This window comes from Amycolatopsis sp. NPDC104819 (genome assembly GCF_055583145.1).
This window is the reverse complement of record NZ_JBVJON010000007.1, coordinates 201150-226247: the sequence shown is the minus strand read 5'-3', so window position 1 is coordinate 226247 and position 25098 is coordinate 201150. Positions and strand designations below refer to the sequence as shown.

General features: G+C 65.1%; 21 protein-coding genes and 1 pseudogene. 13 read left to right on the top strand and 9 right to left on the bottom strand.

The features are described from left to right. Positions 1 to 55 precede the first annotated feature (55 nt). A complete protein-coding gene (locus tag ACZ63E_RS23635; RefSeq protein WP_465338276.1) occupies positions 56 to 562 on the top strand; it encodes a hypothetical protein in 507 nt (168 codons plus the stop codon). Positions 563 to 782: 220 nt separating this feature from the next. Here the strand turns inward: ACZ63E_RS23635 and ACZ63E_RS23630 are convergent, their stop codons facing one another. From ACZ63E_RS23630 to ACZ63E_RS23620, 3 genes are all read right to left on the bottom strand, one after another. Continuing rightward, complete coding sequence (locus ACZ63E_RS23630) at positions 783 to 4838, bottom strand: nSTAND1 domain-containing NTPase (protein WP_465338275.1); 4056 nt, start codon at positions 4836 to 4838, stop codon at positions 783 to 785. Next, positions 4828 to 5490 carry a hypothetical protein gene (locus tag ACZ63E_RS23625; RefSeq protein WP_465338274.1) on the bottom strand — a complete coding sequence of 221 codons (663 nt, stop codon included), beginning with the start codon at positions 5488 to 5490 and terminating at the stop codon, positions 4828 to 4830. Before ACZ63E_RS23625 ends, ACZ63E_RS23630 begins: the two co-directional genes overlap by 11 nt. Before the next feature lie 388 nt (positions 5491 to 5878). Next, on the bottom strand, positions 5879 to 6025 hold the full coding sequence (locus ACZ63E_RS23620; RefSeq protein WP_465338599.1) for a hypothetical protein: 147 nt from the start codon (positions 6023 to 6025) through the stop codon (positions 5879 to 5881). Here ACZ63E_RS23620 and ACZ63E_RS23615 point away from each other — a divergent pair. The 5 genes and pseudogenes from ACZ63E_RS23615 to ACZ63E_RS23595 all read left to right on the top strand — a co-directional run. Further along, positions 5990 to 6280 (top strand): annotated as a pseudogene (locus ACZ63E_RS23615) (sensor histidine kinase); the annotation flags it as partial. The gene ACZ63E_RS23620 and the pseudogene ACZ63E_RS23615 overlap by 36 nt on opposite strands. A 94-nt stretch (positions 6281 to 6374) precedes the next feature. Beyond that, positions 6375 to 6848: a hypothetical protein gene (locus ACZ63E_RS23610; RefSeq protein ID WP_465338598.1), complete on the top strand. Its 474-nt coding sequence runs from the start codon at positions 6375 to 6377 to the stop codon at positions 6846 to 6848. Further along, the gene (locus ACZ63E_RS23605; RefSeq protein ID WP_465338597.1) at positions 6830 to 6964 is read left to right on the top strand and encodes a hypothetical protein; all 135 of its coding nucleotides are present in this window, start codon (positions 6830 to 6832) and stop codon (positions 6962 to 6964) included. The genes ACZ63E_RS23610 and ACZ63E_RS23605 overlap by 19 nt, the downstream gene beginning before the upstream one ends. Before the next feature lie 153 nt (positions 6965 to 7117). Next, positions 7118 to 7780 (top strand): hypothetical protein, encoded by a 663-nt coding sequence (locus ACZ63E_RS23600; protein ID WP_465338273.1) that lies wholly within the window; start codon positions 7118 to 7120, stop codon positions 7778 to 7780. 48 nt (positions 7781 to 7828) lie between these two features. Then, a complete protein-coding gene (locus tag ACZ63E_RS23595) occupies positions 7829 to 8929 on the top strand; it encodes a helix-turn-helix domain-containing protein (RefSeq protein ID WP_465338272.1) in 1101 nt (366 codons plus the stop codon). 790 nt (positions 8930 to 9719) lie between these two features. On the opposite strand, the gene ACZ63E_RS23590 is transcribed toward ACZ63E_RS23595, so the two are convergent. Next, the gene (locus ACZ63E_RS23590) at positions 9720 to 10142 is read right to left on the bottom strand and encodes a hypothetical protein (RefSeq protein ID WP_465338271.1); all 423 of its coding nucleotides are present in this window, start codon (positions 10140 to 10142) and stop codon (positions 9720 to 9722) included. Between the two features lie 76 nt (positions 10143 to 10218). After that, positions 10219 to 10665, bottom strand: a complete 447-nt coding sequence (locus ACZ63E_RS23585) for a hypothetical protein (protein ID WP_465338270.1) — start codon at positions 10663 to 10665, stop codon at positions 10219 to 10221. An 832-nt stretch (positions 10666 to 11497) separates the two neighbouring features. Between ACZ63E_RS23585 and ACZ63E_RS23580 the strand changes: the two genes are divergently transcribed. The 7 genes from ACZ63E_RS23580 (at position 11498) to ACZ63E_RS23550 (ending at position 20320) form a co-directional block, all read left to right on the top strand. Beyond that, the gene (locus tag ACZ63E_RS23580) at positions 11498 to 12778 is read left to right on the top strand and encodes a hypothetical protein (protein ID WP_465338269.1); all 1281 of its coding nucleotides are present in this window, start codon (positions 11498 to 11500) and stop codon (positions 12776 to 12778) included. Further along, complete coding sequence (locus tag ACZ63E_RS23575; protein WP_465338268.1) at positions 12775 to 13938, top strand: hypothetical protein; 1164 nt, start codon at positions 12775 to 12777, stop codon at positions 13936 to 13938. Before ACZ63E_RS23580 ends, ACZ63E_RS23575 begins: the two co-directional genes overlap by 4 nt. A gap of 206 nt (positions 13939 to 14144) precedes the next feature. After that, the gene (gene selD, locus ACZ63E_RS23570) at positions 14145 to 15227 is read left to right on the top strand and encodes a selenide, water dikinase SelD (RefSeq protein ID WP_465338582.1); all 1083 of its coding nucleotides are present in this window, start codon (positions 14145 to 14147) and stop codon (positions 15225 to 15227) included. A 31-nt stretch (positions 15228 to 15258) separates the two neighbouring features. Then, on the top strand, positions 15259 to 16143 hold the full coding sequence (locus tag ACZ63E_RS23565) for an aminoglycoside phosphotransferase family protein (RefSeq protein ID WP_465338267.1): 885 nt from the start codon (positions 15259 to 15261) through the stop codon (positions 16141 to 16143). Beyond that, entirely contained in the window at positions 16140 to 17039 is a 900-nt protein-coding gene (locus ACZ63E_RS23560; RefSeq protein WP_465338266.1) for a hypothetical protein, read from the top strand. Before ACZ63E_RS23565 ends, ACZ63E_RS23560 begins: the two co-directional genes overlap by 4 nt. 2 nt (positions 17040 to 17041) lie before the next feature. Next, a complete protein-coding gene (locus ACZ63E_RS23555; RefSeq protein WP_465338265.1) occupies positions 17042 to 18307 on the top strand; it encodes an HAD hydrolase-like protein in 1266 nt (421 codons plus the stop codon). Positions 18308 to 18340: 33 nt separating this feature from the next. Further along, positions 18341 to 20320, top strand: coding sequence for a HelD family protein (locus ACZ63E_RS23550; protein ID WP_465338264.1), 1980 nt, complete (start codon positions 18341 to 18343; stop codon positions 20318 to 20320). 3 nt (positions 20321 to 20323) lie between these two features. Here ACZ63E_RS23550 and ACZ63E_RS23545 read toward each other — a convergent pair whose 3' ends face one another. From ACZ63E_RS23545 to ACZ63E_RS23530, 4 genes are read right to left on the bottom strand one after another with little or no spacing between them, the layout of a single operon-like run. Beyond that, positions 20324 to 21544 carry an amidohydrolase family protein gene (locus ACZ63E_RS23545; protein ID WP_465338263.1) on the bottom strand — a complete coding sequence of 407 codons (1221 nt, stop codon included), beginning with the start codon at positions 21542 to 21544 and terminating at the stop codon, positions 20324 to 20326. Continuing rightward, positions 21541 to 21924, bottom strand: coding sequence for an inorganic diphosphatase (locus tag ACZ63E_RS23540; RefSeq protein WP_465338262.1), 384 nt, complete (start codon positions 21922 to 21924; stop codon positions 21541 to 21543). The genes ACZ63E_RS23545 and ACZ63E_RS23540 overlap by 4 nt, the downstream gene beginning before the upstream one ends. 55 nt (positions 21925 to 21979) lie before the next feature. Beyond that, positions 21980 to 23245 carry a radical SAM protein gene (locus ACZ63E_RS23535; protein WP_465338261.1) on the bottom strand — a complete coding sequence of 422 codons (1266 nt, stop codon included), beginning with the start codon at positions 23243 to 23245 and terminating at the stop codon, positions 21980 to 21982. Positions 23246 to 23269: 24 nt separating this feature from the next. Continuing rightward, complete coding sequence (locus ACZ63E_RS23530) at positions 23270 to 24814, bottom strand: B12-binding domain-containing radical SAM protein (RefSeq protein WP_465338260.1); 1545 nt, start codon at positions 24812 to 24814, stop codon at positions 23270 to 23272. Positions 24815 to 25098 lie beyond the last annotated feature (284 nt).

Genomic DNA, 25098 nt, shown 5'->3' with positions numbered 1-25098 from the left:
CGAAACGCCGAATATTTGCTCGCACATCGGCGGCAGAGGGGGAGAATAGTCCGCTATGACCTACCGTAGCCCGTTCGGCGACATCGACACCAAAGATCACAACGGCGAGGACGCGCTGTGCCTATCCCGAACGCACAGCGCGAACGCTGTCGAAGACACGCTGATCGAGTTCCATCAGGCCGCTCTTGCCGCGATCGACAGTCAGGCGCCGCAACCCGCGTTCTTCCTCGCTCGGCAACTCGCTGAGCTTACGCTGAAGGCTCTGCATTTGCCGCACTTCCCGAACGGGCACAATCTCACCGAGCTGCTCGACAGCCTCCACAGGCGCGGCGACGACCTGCTCACCGGCGGAGCTGAACAGGTCTTGATCGTCGCGTTCGTCCGCGACCTCGCCCATCACGACCCCCGCGGCGACGAGGGGCGGTATCCGACCACCCGCGCCGGCGACCCGGCGCTGAAGAAAGTGTGCTGCGCGGACCCTACCCTGCTGCGCGAACATGTCGATCGCCTGCACAGCTACGTCCAGCGCAGGCTGGCTGCCCAGGCGGTCGCGCCAGCCTGACCACGCCCGTGGGGGCCTGGCTGAACTTCAGGCCGGGCCGCTGAGATAGGCGATTTGCAGGAACGCATCGGGGCCCGCATCATCGGGGCGTCGGGCGCGCGACCCGCAACGCCAAGGACTCCGCCGCGGTGCTCGTGCTCGACGACAACCTCGTCTCCTACGTCACTCGCCGCGACGTCCAGGAGGCACTGCAACCGGAACCACGCCGAGCTGGTTGCAGTCAGTGTTTCGCGACGCGATCGAACACGATGAGGTCCCAGCCCGCTGCGATGACGAGTTCGCCACCAGGCCCAGCCGCTACGGCGCCAATACTACGGCAGTCGACAATGGAGTGAGGCTGGCCGGTCGCGAGGTCCCATACCCATGCGGTGTGGCCTTGGTCGGCGGTGATGGCGATCGGACGCCCTTCGATCGTGCTGCATGCCACCGCCGTCACGGGGTCGTTGTGCCCAGTGAAGGTCGTTATCTCATCACCGGTGGAGAGGTCCCAGACCTTTGCGGTGCGATCCTCGCTGGCGGTGATGGCGACGGCGTGGCCATCGAGAGGGCTGCTTGTTACCGCAGTCACATTGCGGGTGTGGCCCTTAATGGTGGTGATCTGGTGGCCGCCGGCGAGATCCCATACTCGAGCGGTGTGGTCTTCGCCAACGGTGATGGCGACAGGGCGCCCTTTGATCGTGCTGCAGGCCACTGCCGTCACCGGGTCGTTGTGCCCGGTGAACCTCGTTATCTCATCGCCGGTGGAGAGGTCCCAGACGCGCGCTGTGGTGTCGTTGCTAGTGGTGATGGCGATGGGGCGACCGTCGAGGGTGCTCCATGCCACTCGCCTCATGTAGCCGGTGGCGCGGCCGAGAGTCGTGATGAGGTTGCCGGTGGCGACGTCCCACAACTGGGGGTTACCGCCATGGCCGCTGGTGAGGGCGAACAGTTGGCCCCCACTAGAGGGCACGGCCCCCACCCTCACCCACTGGGTGGGGCTGTTGAAGGTAACAATCTCATCGCCGGTGGACAGGTCCCAAACCTTCACCGTGGCGTCCTCGCTGGCTGTGGCAGCTACCGGGCGACCGCCGAGCACACTGCTTACCACCGCATATATGTCGGCAGAGTGACCAGGGGTGGCATATGAACGAACTGTGCCAGTCGGCAATCGCCAGACACGGGCGGTGTTGTCCTCACTGGCGGTGATGGTGACAGGGCGTCCGTCAACGGTGCTGCTGGTCACCGCCGTCAACCAGTCGGTGTGGCCGGTAAGGGTCGTGATCTGGTTTCCGGTGGCGAGATCCCACACCCGTGCTGTGTAGTCATAACTAGCGGTGATGGCGACGGGGCGGCCGTCGAGGGTACTGGTGGTCGCGGCCTCCACCGCTTCGGTGTGGCCGATGAGCGTGGTGATCTTATCGCCAGTGGCGAGGTCCCAGACCTGGGCTGTGGTGTCGCCGCCGCCAGTGATGGCGATAGGGCGGCCGTCGAGAGTGTCGCTGGTCGCGGCCGTCAACCAGGACTCGTGGCCGGCGTAGGTGGTGATCAGATCGCCGGTGGCGAGGTTCCAGACTCGGGCTGTGGTGTCGTAGCCGGCGGTGATAGCGACGGGGTTGCTGTCGAGGGTGCCGTAAGCCACCGCATTTATGGCGCGGGTGTGGCCGGTGTGGGTGGTGATCAGATCGCCGGTGGCGAGATCCCAAACCCGTGGGGTGTGATCGTCGCCGGCGGTGACGGCGACGGGGCGGCCGTCGAGGGTGCCGCAGGCCACGGCCCTCAAGGGGAGGGTGTGGCCGGTGTGGGTGGTGATCAGATCGCCGGTGGCGAGATCCCAAACCCGTGGGGTGTGATCGTCGCCGGCGGTGACGGCGATGGAGCGGCCGTCGAGGGTGCCGCAGGCCACCGCCGCCACGGGGCCCATGTGCCCAGCGAAGGTAGTGAGGAGGTTCGGACTTGCTTGCGTGCCGGTCGCCCAGCGTGGTTGCCACGTCAACCGCGCAGCCAAGTGGTATTGCAGGCTTGAGGCTTTAAAGCGGACCGCATCGACGGCGAGTAACTGCCGACGCCGTGTTGCCGGGAGGTGGCGGCTGATGTCGATGGAGCAGCGGTAAACGGCAGCGGCAAGCCTGCCTGCGTCGGTATTGGCTCGGTGCATGGCCTGCAGGAGCGCGTCGGGCTCAGCGTGCACAAGGTAGTCGGCATCGACGACCAACGTGTCGATTTGCCCAGCGAGCGCGGCGTGGGTGGCGAGGTGCCGCAGGGCGTACGGATGGGCGCGGGTCCAATCACGGTGGCCGTCGAGCGTTCGCGGCACGCGGCTCACCAGGACCTTCGTGATTGCGGTGTGTATGGCGAGGTCGTCAACGCCGTCGCGGAGATGGTCAGCCAATGCTTGGTGGTATAGCCGGTAGGTGGAGTGGCCGTCCTCGGTGGCTTCGACGACGTAGGAGCCGGCGTGTCGACGCAGCCAGAACAGGTCCTCATTGGTGTAGTTGTTGCCAGCTGCACGCGAGGCGACGGCAGCCCAGATGTCTTCCCAGGGAAAGCCCTGGCCTTCGGCGAATGCCAGCGGGCGGAGCAGGTCTCGGACCTTGGTGGCGTTGTCGCCGAGGCGGGTATCGATGTCGCGGTGCATCGCCTCGCCGGGATAGGTGGGTAGCGAGCTGCGCCAGGCCGAATCGGTTGGGTCGACGGCCTGACCTTCGGCGGCAAGGGTGGCGCTGGTGATCCGCGCAACTAGGAACGAGCGGTGGGCGGCTTCGGCGACGGCGTCTGCGACGGCGCGGATCAGCTGCGGTGATTCGTGGCGGTAGGGGCTATCCTGGGCAGCTTCGAGCAAGCCGCGGGCGGCGTAGGCGGTTAGCGCCTGAAGGTCGGCGTACCGGTCAGCGTCCAGGTCAACTACGTCTTCGCGGCTCAGGTCGAGACGGTTGAGGAGGAAGTCGCGAGTACCGACCAACAGTCGCAGCCGTCCCGCCGCGTGCTCGATAAGGGGTCGGATCAGGCGGCGGACGAGGTGGTCGGGGTCGGCAGCCTCGTCGAGGGCGTCGACGATCACGGTCAACGGTCTGCTGCGGTCGTCGAGCTCTTCCAGAAGTTGGCCAGGTGTGCTGGCGTGAGAGCGCACGGCGGCGGCGATCCCGGCTAGAACTTGATCGGTGGTCAGACTCTGGGCGTAGATCGTCACGTCCACCGCGCCTGGGTCGGGCACTGCCGCGGCTGGAAGTCCGAGTGTGTGCACAGGAACGGTGGCGCGGTGCTGGGGGTGGGTGAGGGTGGCGATGAGACCGAGTACGGCGGTCTTTCCGGATCCGGGGTTTCCTGTGACCACGTGCAGTGGCCGGTCTGGATGTGGGTGGTGAAGCCAGGCGGTGATGTCCAGCAGCGCGGTGTGTCGGCCGCAGAACCACCACCCCTGCAAGTCATGGGCGGCGTGGCCGCCCATGGCGCGGACCAGCAGCCGGGTATGCAACTCAGTGTCGCGGCGCGCGGATTGGATATCGAATTCGCTGGCTTGCTGGATGGCGAGGTCCACCTCTGTCATCCGGGGGTCGTGGCGCGGGTTGGGCAGGAATGGTGGGACCTCCCCGGTGAGACCCGTGACGCTATGGCCGATAGTCTGATAGCCCGGTTTTTCGGCGTTGGTGTTCATCGCCTGCACGATTGCGTCCAAGGGCAACGTGGCGGGGTTGTATCCAGCCGCTGGCAGGGCGCGGACCGCATCCTGCAGCAGTCGCGGGAACGCGCCGGTGCCAGCCTCCTCAGCTGGTTGTGCAGAGGTGATGACGGCCAAGCCAGCGCCGTGTTCGTCCCCCCAGTTGCGGGTCATGGTGGTAATGGCGGCGGCCGTCAGTTCAGCGCCGCCGTGACCGGAATAGCAGGTATCAAGCATCAGCAGCACCCGGCGGACTCGGGTCTTGAGCAACATCTTGCGGGCCAGCTCTGCAGTGGGCAAGGCGTCGGCAACGTCGGCCGGGTCTGTGTCGGCCGTCAGTAGAAGATGCTCATGGGTGTCGTCTAGAACTTCGCCGTGTCCGCCGATGTAGACGGCGACGATGTCGTCAGGTTTGCGGGCCTCGTCTAGGCAAAATGTCCGCAGTAGCGCGGTCAGCTGGCCCTTGTGCGGGTCGAGCCCGAGAGCGCTGATGTGCTGGTAGCCGAGATCTTCGGTGAACAGACGGATGATCCGCTCCCGCGCGTCGACGAGGCCCGGCCGATCCCACTGCGGAGCGCTCGGGTAATGCGCAATTGCAGTCGCGAGTAAGAACCGCCGCGGCCCCTCAGATTCATTGGGCACGCAGACCTCCCGCGATCGCCTTGCCGGTGAGCTCGTCGGTGAGGTATGCGCTGACGGCGTGGGCGTGGGCGCCGTTGTGCACCACCGTGTTGATCACCCGCGATCCGAATCGCGGCCGGAGATCCTTCTCGAGCGCAACGACGTCGCCACGGTCGGCCACGTTCGTCCATTCCAGATCTTCAGAACCCGGCCAGGTGCCGAGCCCGCCGGTCGGGGCCGGCATTAATCGGTCGAAAATCAGCTTCTCGATGCCCAGCGGCGACCCCAGGGTTACCAACGCCCGCACTGGATGGCCCGGCATCGCCGCCAGCGTCTCGTAGGCCACCACTGACCCCAGCGAATGCGCCACCACCACACGGGTGTCCTGTGTGATCAGCGTACGCACCACCGCCTGGGCCGCCTCACGCAGCAGCTGGTCCAGCAAGTAGCGGCGGACCTGTTTGAGATCAAACACCATCGCTCGCAAAGCCAGACCACCGAAGAAGCCCGAGCGGGAAAGCTGTCGTAACGCTGCTTGCACCGCTCTCGGCGCCCGCACCAGCGTGTCCGCCTCCGGCCGCGCTACCTTCGGATCCACTCGCGCGGCCTCCCGCCACCAGGCCAGCAGCAGGTCCTCCTCCAGCCCGGGGTCAACGTCGGTCTCGGTGTACATCGGGTCTCCGACAGCTAGCCGTTGCCCAGCCGGGCGGAACAGGTGTCCGTAGAAACCCATTACCACCTCGTCAGGGGTAACCGTACGGTCACAGCCAGCACGGGTGAGCCCGTCCAGCAGAGCCGGGGTCCAAGTACGCAACAACGACTGCTCGCCGGCCAGCTGCTGCCCTATGCCGTGTACGCAGACGATCCGCCCCATCGCACCTCCCACCGCGAGAGCGCATGAGTCTACGGCGCGCTCGGCAAGTAGTCGCTGACTGCACCTCTAACGTTGCCGCGCCACGTACCAACCACGTGGTGCCCCGAACAGCGGAGTCCAGCTGACCTCTATTCGAGAGCTCGCGCTGGATGGCGTCTCGACCATCGTGTCCCGTCAAGAGGGGCTGTCACCGCAGATCCGGGCGAAGTGCGAGCGCGACGCCCGCTACCTGCGCGCGGTCGCCCGCACCATCAACGCTGACGCGGCGCCTGAACTCGACGCCGCGCTGGCCGAAGCGGTGTTTCTGCAGAGCGTGCACGACCTGGACGTCCATTACAGCTCCGACAGGCTGCCCGACGCACTGGAGCCGGAGGCGGTGGAAGCTGTCACCCACGCGGTGACCGAGGCGTTGAACAACGTCGCCAAGCACGCCGGCACGACGGAGGCGTGGGTCGTGGCCACCGGCGAGGAGAGCGGCGAGCTGGCGGTGATCGTCACCGATCATGGCTGCGGCTTCGACCCGGCCACCACGCCGTCCGGCACGGGGCTGTCCCACTCCCTCCCGGCGAGGTTGGCCGAGGTGGGAGGGACCGTCGCGGTCGAGAGCCACGCCGGCAGCGGCACGATTGTGAAAATCTGCTTGCCGCTCTGCCCGACGACCCCCGCCACCAGGAGGTACGACCGTGACAGAACCGGCCGGCGACCAGGGCAACGCGACCGAGATCGCGGCGCTGGGATCGCTGTACCAGGCGGAGCGATCCGAGAACGTAACCCTGCTCAACATCAACATCGCGCTGCTGGGCGCGGTGCTGGCCTACGCGGCAGCGTCAGTGGCGTTCCTGGACAAGGTGCCCCAACTGCCGAGGCTGGCCGCGGCGCTGGTGCCCATCCCGCTGTGGCTCGGAATGCTCTACAGCACGCTGCTGGTGGCGTTGCAGGGCAGGCGCGGAGCATCCGCGATGGCCGTGGAGGATGCGCTGTTCCGGCAGACCGGCATGGACCAGAGCCTTCGCGGCCGGATCGGTTCCCGGGCGGGGAGCGCGTGGTCAACCCGACCGTCGCGACGTGGCCGTACCGGATCCCGCTCGGCGTCCTCTGTGTGGTGCCGTGGGCATTGGTGGGTCTCTACATCGGCTACATGCTGGTCCACTACGTGAAGTCCGGGGCGATGCTGACCTGGTCGGCGGGCGGGTACGCGCTGGTGCTGGGTGTGGCCGGCGCGGCCTACTTCCGTGCCTTCCGTGACACGCCCAAGCTCACACCATCCCCATGACCACGCGCCGGAACCGCGACAAACCTCAGCACCACATAACAGGGCAGGTCAACACGCAAACAGCAGGTCAGAGTCGACGACTCGCCGCAGGGGAGCAATAAACGAGACCTCATCTGAGGCTTGGTCTATAGTCGCCTCAACTTAGGAGGCAGCTTGACCCACGCGCTTACTCAGCCGGACCCCGACGACTCCGACGCGTGGCTGGCCTGGGCTACGCAGCAGCTCGAACCCCTCGATCTCACTGTCGACCTGCTGCACCGCGTCGCCGAGAACAGCCAGCGCAAGAAGGACGCGACCAGTCCGCTGGCCCCGCCGCAGACGCCGGGGCAGGACCAATGGAGCGAGGCCGTCATCAGCTTCCGGGAACAGACGGGCTGGGACCGGGACGAGGAGGGCGGTCTTCCTCGCACCTGGCACCCGTCGCACAACTTCTACGTGGTGATTCGCGCCGGAGACGACAGGACTGGCCTGTTCGACACCTGCCCGAGCCCCAAAACGGTCTTGCGACCGATGCTGCGTGACCTCATCGACGACGTGCCGCGCACGGTTCCGCTGTTCGACGTGACCGGCGCCGGCAAGCCCATCCCGTCGCCGAGCGGGCAGCCCGAGCTTTGGCTGTTCATGTTCTCGTTCCGCGACGGCGTCCTGTATTCGGAGCTGTCCAGGCCGGCCGAGCGGGTCGAGGACAAGATCACGAAATACCACCAGCGGATCCCTATTCCGCCGCTGCCGTACACGCGTACTGATACTACTGTCATCGTCACCCCGGACGACGATCTGGACACCGGGCCAGACATCGACGTTCGGCCGATCTGATGCTCAGAAGCGGAGTTTCGCGTGTCCGTCTCACCGTCACGTCTCACGTTGGCGCGCAAGCTGCGCGGTCTGACGCTGGCCGAGCTCGGACGCATGACGGACCTGAGTCCGCAGACGATCAACCGCTGGGAAAATGATCACCAGCAGCCGACGCCGGAGTGCCTCGAACGGCTGGCCGAGGCACTCCGGCTACCGGTCGAGTTCTTCATGCAGCCGGAGCTGGAGCCGATCCCGATCGAGGCGGTGAGCTTCCGGGCGCTGACCAAGACCCCGGCGTACCGGCGCGATGCGGTGCTCGCCGCAGGCGGTATCGCGAGAGAGATCGCGACGTGGATCTCCGAGCGATACCGGCTGCCTGCTCCTGACCTGCCGTCGCTTAACCTGCCGCCTGAGGCGTCGCTGCACGACATCGAGACGATCGCCCTGCGCGTTCGCGGCCAGTGGGACCTCGACCAACGGCCGATCCCCAACATGGTGCATCTCCTCGAGGCGCACGGCGTCCGAATGTTCTCCCTCGTGCAAGAGGTCCGCGACGTCGACGCCTTCTCCCTGTACATCGAGAACGAGCCGTTCATCTTCATCGACACCGGTAAGACCGCGGAGAGGCAGCGGTTCGACGCAGCCCACGAGCTCGGCCACCTCGTCATGCACCAAGGGCGCGAACGCGTGCAAAGCCGGGAGGCCGAACGGCAGGCGGACCGATTCGCCGCCGCGTTCCTGATGCCCAGGGCCGACGTCCTCGCTCACAACTTGCGCAACGCCAGTCCCGACCAGCTCATCCAGGCCAGTCGCCGCTGGCGCGTATCTGCCATGGCGTTGGCTCACCGCCTCAGTGAACTGGGGCTGCTTACCGAGTGGGGTTACCGCACCGTCTGCGTTGAACTCGCCAAGCGTGGCTACCGCCGCAGCGAACCCGGCAGTCAGCTCGTTCCCGAATCGTCGCAAGTGCTGGAGAAGGTCTTGGCGCACCTCCGGGCCAACGGAGCTGGCGTCAAGGCCATCGTCAACAGCACCAAGCTCACTTACGACGAGTTCAATCGGCATGTCTTCGGGCTGGCCAGGACGGTGAGTCGAGGTGGCGCCACCGGGTCGGCCGTAACTGTTCAACAGGGCAGGGAACACCTCCGCGTGGTGAGTAGCCAGTCCTGACTCGGCTGACGATCACTGCTGGCGAACTGGTGCAGCGGGGTCGAACAGCTCCTTGTATCCCCTGCACAAACGAGGGTCGAACGTGATCACGGTCGCGGAGCGCTCAGCCTGTGGGGAAGTGTTGGTCGATTCAACGCTGCGGAGGCGACTGCGGGCTTCGTTGGCGGTCGACGACTTGCGGGAGGGGGCGCCAGGCGAGCGTGGCTGCTATCGACTCCTGTCAGGGGCTGGAGCTGTCAGCCCGCGCTGGAACAAGGTCAGGACTTTCGCGGAACGGCTGTGCTGGCTGCAGCCATAACGCACGCGCGTCTTCCCGGTCGCCCCGGTCCCGCAGGATCGCCGCCAGCGTGTCCAGTGCTCGCCCTTGGCCCCGTCGCGTGACCCGTGCGGTCCGCCAGTTCCGACGCCCGGTGATCGTGCTGCAGGGCGTTGCTGTGGCGGCCTTCCGCGTGACGGAGTTGCACCTGCACGGTGTTTCAGCTTCATCCACGCCGGCAGGTACTGGTCCGCCCCGAGCAGCACCGCGGCCGCCCCAGCCCGTCGTCGATGAGCTTGCGCAGCGCCAGCGCCTCCCGGTACGGCTCGAGTGCCTCGCTCTGGTGCCGCATTGTTCCAGCATCGCGTCCGGGAGGCGGTGCAGTGCCGCCGCACACCGGTCCGGGTCGCCCAGCTTGCGCGCGGCCACCAGCGCCTCTCGCGGCACCTCCACCGCTTGTGTGATCCGGCCGGCGTCCAGGTGCCGCCGCGCCGTGTTGAGCGTCACCGTCACCAACGTCATGACCCGCAACAGCTAGCTGGCGAGCTTGGCGCGCAGTGACTGGAGGTCGCCGGTTCGGTTCCGCAGTAATCGGCCGCGGTGATTCGAGGCCAGGTCTGCGGGTTTGATGACGACCAGCCGCAGGCCGTGGGCGGGGATCTGCTCGTCGCGGTGCTGGTCGTATCGGGCGCGTTGCAGGCCACGGTGGACGCCGCTGATGGTGAGCTGGTCGGGCTTGTCGAAGTGTCGGACCGGGCGGTCGTGCTGAATCTCCCGGTACTCCACCACCAGATGCTGCCGGGGCCAGTAGCTGTCGACGGGCAGTGTCCGGGCGCGGCCGTTCTTGCCGGGGTCGCCCTGCAGCCAGTCGAAGCGGGCTTGACGCTGGCCGCGCTCGCCTAAGATCTCGTCGCATTGGTCGAGGACGTAGGTTTCGTCGCTGCTCTCGCGCCCCATAGGGACCATCGTGCTCGCCTGTACGGCCGCCTGCACCAGCCGCGATCGGGGCGCGGGGAGGCTCAAACCGCTCGCGTCACTGTTCGAACGCGAGCCGGAAGATCGCCACAAGTTCTGCATCCATGTGCATTCCGCCAGCGCGTTGGTAGCTGCGCACCGCCGGGTCGTAGTCGGTCTCGGTCGGAGGTTGTGTGCCCTCGGGCAAGACGCCTTCGGCGATCAGGTTCTTGACGTGTTTCGAGATGGGCCCGGTCAGTCCCTTGATCTGGCCATTCTCGTTCCCGAACGACGCCCGCAGCTCCTGCTGTCCCGCATGTCCGCCCCCGTCCACCAGCAGCTTGAGAACGGTGCGCTGCTTGGACGCCAGCCGGGAGAGCAGGATTTTGGCTCGTTCAACGGTGTAACCCTTGTGCTCAAGTGGGTTGATCTCCGCGTGTAGCCCGGCCGGAAACTCTGCTTGCAGGCGATTAGCCACCTTGGCGAGGACGTCGAGCTCGCCGGTTAGAACCAGAGTGCCGATCATCATCGGGTCCCGTCTCTTGATGCAACTTGAACCCTAGTGTGACACGTCTGCTGATGGAATCAAGACCCGAACAGCAACTGTTCATCGACATGGCTATGCGACAGCGCTGTCCTAGATGCATCGTTCGACACGCCCGTGCGCAAACTCGACTTCGGCAGCGTGTCGGATGAGCAGTCGCGCTCGTCGAGATGCACCGCGTCGAGTGCGGCCAGTGCATGCAGGTGCGGTCGGAGAGCCGTTTGTTGCGATTTTCGATGCGGTCATTGGGTCGCTGGTGCTCGCGATCAGCGGTGCCCGCCGCTTTGAATGGCTGGGTTCGAGCCCCAGGCGGCCCACAGTTGATCACGCGTTTGACGTGCGCGTTTGCTGAATAACCTGCAGGGGTTCGTTGTCGGGGAAACCCGGTGGAGCTCCGTTGCGTCTCCGTTTGCACCGGCGTGCCGAACGGCGGGTGTGTCGACCTGTGGACCTGCGCAGGGTGCGGCTGGCCTGACGGATGTGACCGTCGTCCAGTGACGCTCGTTTGCGTCGGTGGAGGGCCGCGCCGCCGCATACGGTCACCCGACTTCCAGGCAACGTCGATCCATGACCGCAGACCCCAGCACCTAGCCCGCAGAAACCGCTTCAGGGATGTGCGCTCCGTGCTGGTTCACTCGATCGTGGGTCGTACCCGTGATCGGCGTCCCGTTCCCGGACACCCTTGGGAACGCCCCATGACCTGGCCCGAATGGCGCTCCGTGGCGCTGCGCGGTGCCCACGTGCCGAAACAAACCGCTCGGCCACACCGACTATGCGTCGTTAGAGTCGTCGTATCCGATGCCGAGGGGACGAGATGCAGTCGTTTGACGAGGGGCTTCGCTGCCAGGACGTCCATGCCGGCCTGCGCAACGTTGACCCGAACTCGGGCACCCTGACGCCCCTGGCCGACACCCAGCTGATCGGGATGGCCGCAAGCCTGGCTGCTCTCATCCGTGGCCAGGACGTCATCGCCGATGCGCAGGCGCTGCGCGCCGTGGCTGCCGAGCAACTCGATGTCAACCAGTTCGCCTTCGACACCGTCATCGGGGCCTTGGCCGACATCGAGTTCGTGCAGGGAATTCAGACCTCGGGCGGCAAGATTACTCGATTCACCGAGAACGTCCCCTATTACGACGACCTCTACGCAGAGCTCGGTCGGGCCTGGCGAGCTCGGCAACCTACCGAACTCGAGCAGCAGATGGTGACGCTGGTCGACCACCTCGCCGACACCCCGGTACCGGTCGAGGAACTTGCCGCTCGCATCGGCCTGGACACCGCCGCTGTCCCCCAGCTCCTCGAGGTCGGCGACCGGGCAGAGCTTGTCAGGACAATCCCGCTGCTGGACGGTGACGTGGTCTATTCGCCGTTCTTTGGGTTCGAGAACCCCGACATCGTCGGCGACCTCGTCCGCGACCATGGCCCGGCGCAACTGGCCGACGCCTTCGCTGCCCTGCGTGGCGAACAAGGTATGCCGATCACCGACGCGCAGCCGGTGCTGCAGGACGCCATCGGACGTGGGCTCCTGCTCGCCCCGGCGGTGGAACTGCCGAACCACACTGTGCAGCCGTTCGCCGCCCTGCCCTACACCCTCGATCGGGAGCTGCTGCGCGGCCGGAAGCCGGTGCTGGAGAAGGCGCTGGCCGTGCTGGCGTGTTTGCGTTGTGGGCAGCACTTCGGTGGGTTTACCCGCCTCTCGGCCGGCGCCCTGGTCAACGTGATCGACAAGCTGCTGGACCCGCACCGTGGGTTCCTACAGCCCCACAGTTCCCACGCACGCCAGTACCGGCTCATGCACTCGGCCGGAATCATCGCGTTCGACCCCGACCCGTATCCCGGCGGAGTCTGGGTGCAGCCCCGGTTCATCGACACCCAGGACAACCGGGACGCCCTGCGCATCGCACGCGATCTGATCACTCACGGTGAGCCTGTTGCGGGGAGGGTCGGCGACGATCAAGCTCGAGCCGCGTTGGTGCTCGAACGGCCATTCACGGCGCCCATGCAGACCACGGCGCGACTGCGGAGCAGGGCTACGGTGTCGCCCAAGCAGTGGCAGTCGGTGGTCGACGCGGCGCTGGGACGGGGACGGATCCGATGACTGAACAAGACCTCGGCCTCAAGGTCGCATCGCGGCGGCTGCTGTGGCGGATGGGCTACACGACCCGCCTCGACGTGCAACTTCGCGGGGCATGGGGCCCCGTGACGGCATCGGATACGTCCAAACATCGGGGACGGGCTACCTCGCAGCCCGAGTCGTTCACCGATCTGGACGTGCTCGGCCTCAGCCTCACAGGCGGGGCCCGGCTGCACAGCACGATTGTGGACTGCAAGACAACCGAACGCGGGTCCACCGGCCGCATGTTTTGGGTGCGCGGCGTCGGTGACTTCTTCGCGGCCGACGACGCCTACATGGTGCGCGACACGGTCGTCACCGACGCCGCGCGGCAGCTCGCCGTCCGGCTGGGTATCACCACGCTGACCAGCACCGACCTCCGCCGGCTCGAAGAGTTGCACCCGTGCGACATCCCGCTGGACACCGCGCCGATCTCGCACCTGTTCGACGTGGCCAGCGCAGCGGATGTCCTCGCCGCCTTCAACGGTCTGAACAAGAAACTCAAGCCACTCCTCGACTACCGGGAGTTCGGCTACTGGCTCCACGACGATCACCGCAACCTGGTGCAACTCGTCGAGCATCTTCGCGCCTGCGCCGACCTACTCGACCCGCGCAATCCCCACCACCTTGCCTTGGTGCTCGATCTGACCTGGCTCTATCTGGTCAGCCTCAGCCAGGCCATCCACGTCATTCGGTCCGCCCACGTCTCCGACCCTGACCGCGGTCTACAGGAGTACCTGTTCGGCGGTGTCGCTGGCCTGCGGGAAAAGGAGCAACTATCGGGACTGCTCGCGAGCCTCCGTGAAGGCGGGGCACTGCCCGCGCAGGTCCGAGTCGATCCTCTGCCGGACTACTATCCCAAGCTTCGTGAGCTCATCACAAGAATCATGCGCCGTCCCGACCGAGTACTGTCGGCGCTGCGGCTGCTGGAGGTGCTGTCCACAGTCACTGCGTTGGCTCAGCGTGTCGAACCAGCCGAGCTGGGTTCGCTGCACGACGACTTGGCCGCGAAGCAGGCAGCCGACGTTGTCCAGTTCCTGGTGAGCACCACCGGGCTGGGCGACGGCTTCCGAGTGCGCGTGCGCTCGCTCCTTTTCGGCGAACCTGTTCCGGGCGCCGCTGAACAGACCGCAATCAATACGTAACTGTGGCGGCGTGACGACCCTGCTGCTGGTGGAGTAAGGACGACGAGTCTAGTGCTGCGAACCGGCAGCCGAAAAGGTAAAGTTTCGGCCCGATATGCAAACCTGACGTGTGCGGCCAAGCATTGCGCCGATTAGGTGACAGCGGATCGAAGATCGACCTCTGGTGTGGTGAAGGCGGTAATTTCTCCATATCGGCATTCGGTGGAATGGTGGGAAGTGTGTCTCCACGAGAACGGCTTGACGAGGTCGCCGCACTTGCCGATGGGGCTGCCGACGACGGGCTTGCCCGGTTCATGACTGCGGGTGGCTGCGCAGCTAAGGTCGATAGCGTGACCCTCGACGGCATCCTCAGCGGGCTAGCGTTCCCCGGGCCGGCTGACACGCTCGTCGGGATGGAGAGCCGGGACGATGCGGCGGTTGTCGCCCTGACTGGGACGAACGGTTTGGTCACCACCGTTGACGTGATCCCGCCGCCGGTCGCTGACGCCTACGAGTGGGGGTGGATAGCTGCCGCGAATGCGATCAGCGATGTCTACGCGATGGCCGGCCGGCCGATGTGGGCCTTGGCTATCCTAGGTATCCCGGAAGCCTTAGGTGGTGACTCGGCACGGCGTGTGCTGCTCGGGGCCGCAGACTGCTTGACTGGGTGCGAGGCCGGTCTCGTCGGGGGGCACACCATTAGGTCCGATGCGCCGTTCTTTGGTCTGGCTGTCCACGGGAGGGTCTCGATCGACGGGATCTGGCTGAAGTCAGGTGCCCAGGTTGGTGACGCCGTAGTTCTTACCCGCCCGATCGGAGTCGGCGTTGCCATGAGCGCGGCTCGGAGCGGGTTGCGCCCTATGGGTGACGAGACATGGCGGTGTCTTAAGACCACCAATGCAGTTGCGGCCGAGGTGCTGCGGGAATTCCCTGTGCACGCAGCGACCGACGTAACGGGGTTCGGGCTGGCAAATCAGATCATAGACGTCGCAAAGCGCTCAGCGGCCGCCATACAGCTCGACCTCGGCGCGGTGCCCATGTTGAAGGACGCCGAAGAGCTGGCAGCCGAAGGCGTGGCGACCTCCCTGACCTCGGCGAATCGTCGCGCAGCGGTGCCGGACATGTCGGCTGAGAACCAGGGTGGGGATGTCGATCTGCTATTCGACCCGCAGACCAATGGCGGGTTGTTGGCTGTCGTCTCATCGGAGTCCGCTGCTGGTATCGTTAGCGCCCTTCGTATGCGCGGCCTGGGTGATGCAGCGGTCATCGGTTATGTCCGCGATTGTGTGGGCCCGCGGTTGATTCTATGAAATTGTCGTTCGGCGAGTAGTGAGGTAACAGATGCCCAAGGACCGCATGGTGGTCGATACCGCCCGATTGGATGAAATCGTGGCCGAAATCGCCACGCGTCTAGGCGATGCTGCTCCTCGGCGGTCGTCGGCCGGTTTCGCTAATGACGTGTTCATCGGTGGGAGCTACGTCTACAAACGTGTTCCCCGCTTGTCCGACGGCACATTGGAAGCGCCGAAAGAGCGAGTCGTTCTCGAGTTTCTGTCGACTAGGCTGCCAGAATCGACGCGGAAGCTCGTCCCCAAGTTGGTTCATACTGAGGACGACCTCGGTGAATTGGGTTGCATGGACGTGTACACCAAGCTTCCTGGTAATGCGATTGAAGGCTTCACCGAACCTCTGGGAGTACAGCTAGGCGGTTTTCTGGATGCGTTGCACGGATGTGCCGAACACGATTTCATCCACGAGTTCGAGGGCGAGACCCACGGAATCACCTTTAGTGCATACGTGGACACGTCCGTCGAAAAGTTCGTGACTAAGCTCCGCGGCGCCGGCCTCGAAGACACGCTGATGGATCTCGTCGACCAGGCGGCATTGCGGGCGCGGGAACTCGTCGCGGGCCGACCGGAACCCGTGCTGGTTACTCTGCACAAGGACCTGTTCGGTCAGAACCTGCTCGCCGAGGGGGGCACGCTGCACGGGGTGATCGACTGGGAAGCCGCTCAGTCTGGCCCGGCAGAGTGGGAGTTCGCCATCCTTCGGCAGCGATTCCCAGCTGATTGGACGGGGATCCGTAACGCTTACGGCCGCCAGCTCGACCATCAGTTGCTGGACTTGTGCGGTCTCGTGCAGAGCCTGCGCTTCTGGAAATCGTTTCCGTATCAGCAGGACTTCGTCAAGCAGCAGGTCGACTACATTCGGGAGATCCTAGCGTGACACTGAACTACGCCGTTCCGTGGGGACGGGAAGAGGGCGAGCTCTATCATCGGTTGATCGACGATCCGCTCGGCGATCCCTATCACATCGTCGACCTGTTGGAACACGAGCAGTTGCTGGGCGTTGCGGTCGATGACGAGAGCTTGTTGCCGACTGTGGAAATGGCCGACCGTTGTCTCGAATACATCAACGCGCAGGTCGGCAGGGACTCGACAGTCTTCGCGGCGGAGCTGATCCGTCCGGGCAAGTACCCGCGGATCAGGCAGATGCGTGACGTACACCAGTTCGACGTAGGCAGTCACCTTGCGCTCTGCCATGCCTACGCGGTGCGTTGCGGCCCGGTCCGGATGGCCGAGCGAGCCGGCTTCCCAGCCGTCGCCAGGCTCCTCGGCAAAGCCGCTGAGCAGCCCGGAACAGTAGTCCTCGGCGCCGCGGCGGTGCTCCACGACTTCTTCAAGTGTTTCCGCCAGCGTCGCAGGCTTCCGAGCAAGGTGGGTGGGACCGAAAGCGTGGCCTGGTACCTGCCTTCAGGTGAACAGGCTTCGGAAGAGCTCTCCGCGGACGAGAACGTCATCGCGGCCGAGGTGCTGCCGACGCTCGTCGGCGATACTCCGATGGTGGCCGCGATCACCGACAGCATCCTCTTCAGCGGCCGGTTCGGCGCAATGCTCTACCGGCTGCTCGATCTCGACGACCAGGACGCCGACACGGCGGCGGACCAGTTCTGGCAGACTGAGCTGCCTGGTGCCGGCCTGGCCGCCGGTCTGTACGTCGGGACGACCGACTGGATGGGCAAGGGCTGGTCGCAGGACCTCGTCACACATCGCAAGAGCCGGGTCCGGTCTTTACGCGAAGCGGGCACGTTGGCGCTGGCGCGTCTGGAACCCAGGCTGTAACCGTGGTGACCCACATCCGAACGTGGGCGGAGTTGGCGACAGTGCTCCGCACGGAGGGCATCAGCGTGGTCGGCCTGGACGTGCGGGGTACCCTGGCCCGCCCGCCGCGGCGAGACAACCTCGCGAGGGCATTCCAGGGAGTGGCTCCCGCGCCGGTGCTGGCCGACCTCGACGCGGTGGTTCCGCGTGCGGTCATCGACCGGCACCGGACTGACACGTCGGTCGCGGACTGGACGTTGGTCACGGTGCTGGAGGCGGCTCGCAGGCTGGGGGACGCAGCGACGCCTTTGGACATCACGGCGGCGTTCACCTACATCCAGCATGAGTACCTCACCCAAACCGTGCCCTTGGTTCGAGACGAGGATCTGTCACTTTTCATCGAACGTTGTCACGATCTTGGAATCAAGGTCGTCGTCGCGGCGGACGGTCCGCTGCACCGCGAGTCGGCGCTCTTCACCGCCCTGTTTCCGCGCGCTGCCCGGAAAGTCGACGCGATCTTCTCCAGCGAGCCTGGCCACGGCAACAAGCTCGGCACTCGCTACTTCGCCGAACTGGCGCGGCGCAATGGGACTGAGCCGCTGCGGCTACTCATGATTGGCGACCGTTACGACAAGGATGTGCGGATCGCCGAGCAGGCGGGCTGTATGGCTTTGCATGTGTCAGAAGCTCCGTCCCCGGCAGGCTTCCGCGCGGGCTCGTTCGCCGATCTTGTCAAGTCTGAGGACGAGCAGGCCCAGAAGACGACGTATGCGGCCGTGCTGGGCCGGTTCCAGCCGTTCCACCGGGAGCACTTGCGCTTCGTCCTTGCCGCTGGCCGGCTTGCCACCCACCTCACTATCGGGGTGACGCAACCCTTCCCGCGGGGACCCGAAGAGAGCGGCGGCTCCCGGACCGAGCCGCAGTCGAACCCGTTCCCGTTCTGGCTGCGGAAACGGTGTATCGAGGACGCCGTGACGGCCGCCGGTGGACCGCCGATCGACGTTGTGCCGGCGCCGTTGACCGTCGATTGCCTGCGTGCTGTGCTGCCGCCCGAATGTGTTGTGTTCACCACTAGCGTCGAAGAATGGAGTCTGATCAAGGAGGGTGTTATCGCGCAGGCCGACCTCCCGGTCCACCGGCTTGATCTCGGGGTGAAGGGGGTAGCGGGCTCGGACATCCGCCGCCGCATGGCTGAAGGTGATCTCTCCTGGCGTAATATGGTTCCGGAGACCGTCGCAACCAAGTACGGCGAGGTCCTGGAACAGTACCTCCTGGCAAATCTGGGATAGTGTGGGAACGCGTCCGTGAATAGTCCTCATGCGGTGGATCGTGGCCAGACCGAACTGGATGCCGAGCGCGAGCACCTCGCCTACGCGACCGAATGTCTCCGTCTCAGCCGAGCTGAGCTGCTCGAGATGGCTGAAAGTGCGAAGAAAACGGGCGACGATGAACTGATCGTGTGGTTGCTTCGCCGGGCGCGCCAGCTGGAGGACGACCACAAGTCACCGCTGTTCTTCGGCCGGATGGAAGTCGACGAGATCGGCTCGGTATACGTCGGCAGGCGCCATGTTAGCGACCCGCGGCGCGATGCCGAGATCGTCGTGACTGACTGGCGCACGACCCTGGCAGGGCGATTCTACCGGGCGAGCCAGGCAGACCCGATGGGTGTCGAGCGGAGGCGACGCTTCGGGTTTTCCGACGACAACGTGCTCACTGGCTTCGACGACGAACACGTCCGAGAGGAGAACAACGAGCTGAGTTCGATCGTCCGTGACGAGATCGAGCGGGCACGGTTCGGGCCGATGCGCGACATCGTGGCCACGATTCAACCGGATCAGGACGAGATCGTTCGCACGGAACTCGGGGACACCCTGATCATCCAAGGCGGCCCCGGCACCGGCAAGACCGCTGTCGGCCTGCACCGCGCGGCGTTCCTGCTGTTCGAACACCAGAACCTGCAGCGCAAGGGTGTCCTAGTGGTCGGCCCCAATGACGTCTTCCTCCGCTACATTGGCCGGGTGCTTCCCGCGCTCGGCGAGAACGACGTGGCACACGTATCCGTGGAGCAGCTGGTCCGGACGAAGCAGGCACCCGCTGCGGAGGATCCGCGAATTGCCCGCCTTAAGGGAGACGCTCGGATGGTGGGCGTCATCGAGCGGTTGATGGCGTCTAACGTCGGGTCACATGTCGGCGACCTGCTCATCCGCGAGACGAGCCCATTCATTCGCATCTACCCCGAAACGGTTGTCGAGCTTGCTGCCGACCTTGTCGGTTCGCTCATTCCCTGGGACCGCGCGCGGGCTCGGCTGGTCGAGCGGCTCGTCGTCCATACACAACGTCAACTGGAACTGCGTGGCCGCGCTCCTGGGGACTCCGAGATGAGGCGGGTGGCGCGGAGCAAAGGCGTGCGGGCGGTGGCCACCGCCATCTGGCCGGACGTCAAGCCCGTCCAGTTCCTGCACAACCTGCTCTCAGACAGCGAAACCCTGGCTGCGGCGGCCGCCGGAATATTCGACGACGCTGAACAGAAGCTGCTGCTCTGGCCGCAGGCACCCACCACACCCGGACGGTCGAAGTGGTCACTTGCCGACCTGTATCTGCTGGACGAGATCCGCGCGCATCTCGGCGAGCCCGAACGCTACGGGCACATCGTGGTGGACGAGGCCCAAGATCTATCGGCGATGCAGCTGCGCGCGGTTGGCCGCCGGTGCCTGAACTCGGCGACCGTGCTGGGGGACATGGCACAGCGGACTACTGCGTGGGCAGAAGGCAGCTGGGATGCCGTGCGCGAGCACCTCGGTCTCGGCGGCAACGTCCTGACTCTGAGCAAGAGTTACCGGGTGCCGGCCGAGGTCATCACCGTAGCAAATCGGCTGCTACCCCGGATCGCGCCCGAACTTCCGCCGACTCAATCGACCCGGAACACGCGGGGATCATTTAGCATCATGCGAGCCTCCGACGCTGCCGCGACGCTAGCCGCGGAACTGACCGGGACCGTACGTGTGGGAAGTACCGGGGTAGTGGTCCGGGACGAGCACTACCCGCAACTCCTTCGCCGATTGACCGCGCTGGGGGTCGAGGCGGCCACGTCCATCGATGACGCTGGCCGCGACATCGTTCTCGTGCCTGCGGGGCTGGCCAAAGGTCTCGAGTTCGACCACGTGTACGTCGTCGAGCCGGCGGATATTCTGGACAGCGGGCCGGACGGCGCCCGGCTGCTGTACATTGCGCTGACCAGGGCAGTGTCCCGCCTGACCCTCCTGCATAGCAAGGAACTCCCTGACGTGTTAGCTGTCGTCTGACGCTCAGACGCCGAGGTGGCGCGTCGCGAAGCGGGACGGTTCCGCGACGTTCGACCCCGAACCAAGATCACCGATGAAGGCGAGTAGATCGGTCGTGAGCTCATCGAGCAGCCGCTGTTTGAGCGTGTCCGGCGCGAAGCTGGCCGTGATACTTGTGAAGACCGCTCGGACGACATCTCGCCAGCGGAGGCCGACGTGATGCACGCCGCAGAAGAACTCGTCGGTCATCCGCGTTCCGGTCACGCCCGGGTTGTCAGTGTTAAGGCATACGCCGACACCGGCAGCGAAGAACCGATCGACCGGGTGAACCGACGGCGCCGGAACTTGTCCCAGCATGAAGTTGCCGGTGATGCTCGATTCCACTGTGATCCTGCGGGTGGCGAGTTCGGTGACGGCCTCCGGATCGCGGATGGCTGCGAGTCCGTGACCCACCCGCGAGACCGGCAAGGTTAGCGCGGATCGCACCGCGGGCAGCAGTTCCGTTCCGCCTTCGCCGGCATGGACGGCGATACCGAGTTGCCGGTATTTTCCGTGGAGCTGCCAGTAGAGATCGTGCAGTGACCGTAAGTCGTCGCGGCCAGGGTGTTCCGGGCCGGAGAGGTGCACACCGCCCCATAGGTCGAAGTTCTCGGCGGCGAACCGGAAGCTCGCCTTCAGTCGATCAGCTGTGTCGGGGGCATTTCGCTTGACGTTGATGATGAACCGCGTGTGAACGCCGGTCGCCCGTGCTGTGGAACTCGACAACGTTTCCCGATATAGGTCGGCCATAGCGGAAGGTTCCAGCAGGCCGTCTCCGGAGCCGTGGTAACCGAAGGGCCCCGTCTGGATCTCCAGGTACCGGACGTTGTCGGCGGCGGCCCGTCGCAGAGTGGCGAGTAGCACCCCCTGGATCAGGCGCGGGTCCTTGCGTAGCCTTTTCAATGCCGGTACGACCGTGGTGAAGAACCGACCGGGGTGTGGTTCATCCATGGCTAACGCCGCAAGCCACTCAGCTGGTGCGTTGGGCGGAAGCTCGCAGACTTGTCCGTCTGCGGCAGGAAACCAATCCGTGGGGCGTCCGCAACCAGACAGGTGCAGGTGTAATTCTCCACCCTTAGGAAGTCGTGAGAGCAAGCCGTACAGGTCGGTGGGAGAAAGCTCTTGGGTCAGCTGGTCGAACTTCGCCGAACCAGCCTCGACGATCTGCTGGATCGCTAGGTCCGGGTTCCCGGCTGCCGACGTCATTTTCCGGCGTGTCCCAGCGAGCTGCGCACGATCTCGTAGCCGCCCTGCAGCTCTTGGAACGCGACCATCCGCCGAATCGCTTCATCGGTGATGTTCCCGTCCTTCTCCTCGACTACAACGAGCTTGTCGTCGTCGTCGGCGTACCGGTGGACGATGGCGACCACCAACCCGCTTGCCTGGGCTACAGGGGTGGTCGTCAGGTAGTAAGCGTCCAGGTCATCGCCATCGGGGGCGCGCACGCCGGGAATGTGTCCGTAGTTGACTGGATAGACAAAACCGAACCGTGGATGCCTGCTGCCAGCCGGGCGGTCGATAAGGACTGTCACGTTCTTGCCGAGGTAAGGAACCGCCAAGCCCAGTGTGATCGAGTGTTTCGGCATCGGGCATCCGTTCGTGGTGGTGACTGAATGGTACGCCGAGGCGTTCGTTGCCGCCCTATGACACGGCGGGACGTGGCTTGCCGATCCAGGTGCACAGATAGTCCATATGTACCAGACGCTGGTCGGTGGGCAGCGCCGGATTGACCGGGAAAGGTCCCGTTGGCTCTACTTCGGCTGGGCAGTACGGATCCCGGCTGAACAAGCTGCGCTCACCGGTGGTGTGTGCGTGATGGAGGTAGGCGCGCCCGGCGCAGCCAGCCCGGCAGGAGTCGAGCAACGCGCATCCTGCGCAGCCGGGGACCACGTCGGGGTTGGCGTTGCGGCGGCGGAAACTCCTGAACTGGGGCGACCGGATGATGTCGTGAAGATCGTCGGTGACGAGGTCACCAACCTTGTAGTCGTGCAGGTAAACGCACGGTGAGACCGGGATTCGTCCGTCCGGAGTGATCGAGTGGATCCGGAATGAGGTACGTCCGCAAGGACATCCTTTGGCGCCGGCGAATCCAGTCACCGCTGCCAGCGGAGGTTCGCCGAGGTCGACCGGGGAGCACTTGGCCATGAGTCGCGAAAACCCCGCGTAGTACTGGCTGGCGGGCAGGGCCGAGTCCATGTGTCGAGGCTCGACTGGCTTGAGCGGGTTGATGCGGATGTGTGCGTCATGACTGTGGGCCAGCTCTATGAGGGCGTCGATGCGGTCCTCGGTGAAGTTCCACGACATCGCACACATGATCACGCTGTGTGGTATCCCGTAGTCTTGGCAGATCTTCAGAGCCTGAGTCGCCTGCTTGTAGAGCTTGGCTCCGCGATTGGCATTGTGTTCTTCGGGGTACGGAGAATCGAACGAGACGTCGACGTCGTTGAGCCGGGCCAGTGCTTTGGGGTGGTCGCGGTCAAGGTGCAGGAGCGTGATTCCCGATGTGGTCAGTCCGACGAGGATTCCGGCGTCTGCCAGGCCGTGGATGATCGACGGCAGCAGGGTGTCCGCCGGATTCGCGCCGTTGGTGAACAGCGGCTCGTTGCCACCCAGATTGACCGTCTCCACACCGTTGATCGCCAGTTGCTCGATGATGCGGTCGATGATCGCGGGGGTGAAGTCCTGGCCCTTCTCCCTGGCCGACATTGAATAGCAGTGCGTGCATCGGTAAGGGCAGTCGTTGCCTAGTGTCCAGCCGATGTTGCGGATGGTGATCGGGCATTCATCCAGATCGTCGTGTTCGATGGGACCGACATCTGGCCGGTCGAAGTGCTCGGTCGCGTTGATCAGCGGCAGCCGGGTGCGGCCGGCGGGATCGGCGTTCCACGGGAACTCGGTGTCGGGCACGGGCGTCTCCTGGTGGGTTGCGGATCAGCAGAGGAACGGGTTGTCCACGGCGTCGTAGCTCAGGCCTGCCCGGCGGTATGCGTCGTCGACGCGGATAGCTGCCCTGTCGAAGAACGGAGCCGTCCGATCGATCATGGCGTCGGTGAACTCGACCAGGTCTTGGATCGAAGCGCCGTTGTGCGCCAGGTCGAGCACCGGGCGGAAAAAGTTGAGATCCTGTTCGCGCAATTGCTGACACAGGAGGTGAAAGGTGGCGCGGTGGGGAGGGTCTACGGCTTTAGGCGCGGCGAGCGGATCGACAGTCTGATCGTAGATCCGTGAGTGGCTGCGTTGCCATCGCTTCAGGGCGACGTATACAGCGGCTGCCGCCGGGTCGGCTACGGCATAGGCCGCATTGCCCATCCCGGCAGTCCCGGCAGCTGCTGTCCCCTGCTCCAGTCGGCCCTGCTTGGCCAATCTCCGGGTGAAGGACGTCCCCGTCGCTGCGTACATCTCGGTGAAGATGCCCTTCGAGATCGTCCACGAGTACTGGCTCATGCCTGACCAATTTTCTTCCAGCTCGGAGAGTGTGGTCGCGTGGTCGAACAGGATATGCCCGGCTTGCACGTAGACGCCCGACCGCCGGAATGCTTCCAGAGCGGCGATGTTGTTCTCCATGCGCGCCTGCTTAGCCATCCGCCGCAAGGCGGTCGGTGCAAAGTTTTCGATGCCGCAGGCGAATGCCCAGAACCCGGCACGCACCAGTTCGGTCAGGACGGCGTCGTCGATCCGGTCAGCGCGGACCTGCCCTCGCAGCCAAATGCGCACGCCCCGCCGGCAGAGCTCATCGGCGAGCTCAGCGCACCACTCAACCCCGCGCGGCGGCTCGACCAGGCTGTCGTCCACCACCTTGACGTACCGCACACCGCGTTCGGCCAAGCTCTCCAGCTCTCCAGCGACTGCTGGGATCGATCGCTGCCGCCACGTCGGCCCTTCTCCCAGCCGTTCGAACGCCACAATCGAGCAGAACACGCAGCTCGCTTGGCAGCCCCGGGACGTCTGCACATGCACCGGGCTGCGCCGAGCCATGCTCAGTTCGAGGGTGTCACGGGCTGGCAGGGGCAGTGTGTCGATGTCAGCAATCAACGGCCTGGCTGGACGGTGGATCAGCCTCTCGCCGTGCATGAAGCTGATGCCCATGATTGTCTCCATGGCGGGCATTCCGGAACGAAAGTGTCGGGCGAGATCGACTATGGTCCGTTCACCTTCACCGCGCACGACCACATCGAAGCCGGCCGAAAGAAACTCTTCCGGATGAAAGCTCGGGCCGAAACCGCCCGCCACCAAGGGAATCTCAGGCCAGGTAGTGCGAATTCGTCTTGCCGTCCGCATGGCGGAGTCCATGTTGGACCGATAGCAGGCAAATCCGACAAACATCGGCGGCCCGACCTCGATTATCGCGTCGGCGAGCTGGTCAGCGGACAGGCCGGCCAGCCAGCCGTCCAGCACTCGGACGGCAACCCCTTCGGCACGTAGCACCGCCGCGAGGTAGCCGAGACCCAGATTCTCTTCAGCGGTCCGGTGTGACACTGGCGCTGGCGTAGCCAACGTGATAGCACCAGATTGCTCCATCGGCATCGCCTCCCCACTCTGGATCATCCTGAGTTGTTTTCAATTCCGGAAGCCAGCAAACAGGTGACGTGTAGGAAGCCAGAGTCGGAGCTGGCACTGTCAAGAGGCGAAGCAGTTTCGTTGATGGCCGTTTGTTTCCGACCCCGAGGTGCTGGCGCTTGTTGCGATAGGCGCCCCTGTGGGGTCAGGGTAGGACCTGCATAGTGGCGAACGCGAGAAAGTGTCCGGTCAAGCTGGGGGAA